This window comes from Herbaspirillum sp. UBA812, from assembly GCF_002296545.1.
Classification (GTDB): Bacteria; Pseudomonadota; Gammaproteobacteria; order Burkholderiales; family Burkholderiaceae_D; genus Herbaspirillum; species Herbaspirillum huttiense.
The window spans coordinates 1,321-2,217 of sequence record NZ_DBIC01000209.1; the positions used below are offsets into that span (position 1 = coordinate 1,321).

The 897-nt window shown below is 61.2% G+C and carries 2 protein-coding genes; both read right to left on the bottom strand.

Annotated features, from left to right (window positions below):
• Positions 1-515: MetQ/NlpA family ABC transporter substrate-binding protein (locus tag B3873_RS13700; RefSeq protein ID WP_286866690.1), on the bottom strand; the 515-nt coding region annotated here is incomplete at its 3' end.
• A 63-nt stretch (positions 516-578) separates the two neighbouring features.
• Positions 579-897 (bottom strand): ABC transporter permease subunit (locus B3873_RS13705; protein ID WP_286866691.1); only part of this gene is annotated, 319 nt, incomplete at its 5' end.

The window sequence follows — 897 nt, forward strand, 5'->3', positions numbered from 1 at the left end:
TTCTTGGGGTTTTCCACGATGTCCAGCGGCGTTGCCTTCAGGCCGGCATCGGCTTTCAGCTTGATCACGCCCTTGGCTTGCAGCACCAGCAGGGCGCGGCCACCGTTGGTCGGATCGTTGGGCACGCCCACGCGCGCACCTTGTTTCAGGTCGTTGAGCGACTTGATCTTCTTGGAGTACACGCCCATCGGGAAGGTGATGGTGCTGCCCACGCTCACGAACTTGTAGCCACGGTCCTTGATCTGCGCATCCAGGTAGGGCTGGTGCTGGTAGGAGTTGGCGTCCAGGTCGCCGGCGGCCAGCGCGGCGTTGGGCTGGATGTAGTCGGTGAATTCGATGACCTTCATCTGCACGCCGTCTTTTTCCAGCAGCTTCTTGACCTGTTCCATGATCTCGGCGTGCGGACCGGCGGTCACGCCCATCTTGATCTGGTCTTCGGCCATGGCGGGAGCACAGGCCAGGCCGGCGGCCAGGCCCAGGCCTGCGATGAATTGAATCAACTGACGACGCTTCATGACTTTCCTTTCGAGCTTTGAGGTGGGCAGCGGATAGCTGCCGTTTTTTTGTAGTAACTGCGCTCAGCGGTGGCTGAGCTTGCGGACCAGCAGGTCTCCCAGGGATTGCACCAGCTGGACGAACACGATCAGGATCAGCACCACGGCCAGCATCACTTCCGGCAGGAAGCGCTGGTAGCCGTAGCGGATGCCCAGGTCGCCCAGACCGCCGCCACCGATGGCACCGGCCATGGCCGAATAACCGACCAGGCTGACGAAGGTGATCGTGAGACCGGCGACGATACCAGCAAATGCTTCAGGCACCAAGACCTTGTAAATGATTTGCCAGGTGGTCGCACCCATGGCTTGCGCCGCTTCCACCAGGACGTGATCGACTTCGCGC